Origin of the sequence: Pseudonocardia sp. EV170527-09 (assembly GCF_008369905.1) — a bacterium.
GTDB lineage: Bacteria > Actinomycetota > Actinomycetes > Mycobacteriales > Pseudonocardiaceae > Pseudonocardia.
In genome coordinates, this window is record NZ_VRMC01000658.1 from 1 (window position 1) to 237 (window position 237).

At 32.9% G+C, this 237-nt stretch carries 1 protein-coding gene; it reads left to right on the plus strand.

Annotated elements, in window-relative coordinates:
• The coding region (locus FVA95_RS30410) for a hypothetical protein (RefSeq protein WP_205016119.1) at positions 1 to 237 on the plus strand (237 nt) is incomplete at both ends.

Here is a 237-nt window from a genome sequence, read left to right on the forward strand (position 1 = left end):
CCATCATAACTATTTAGATGGATGTGTGATTGCAATGGATACCAAAGATGCAATGGACATAGCACTAGACAACGATGATCTTGGAATTTTTGAGGATGGTTATCCCCATCCAGAATATATATCTGGATTATTTAATATTGCTGTAGATAAATACGAATTTGATGATAGTGAAACTATTCAAGAACATGCTGCTTGGATTGATGAAGATTTAAGTATGAATACTATGTTCTTAAGGTT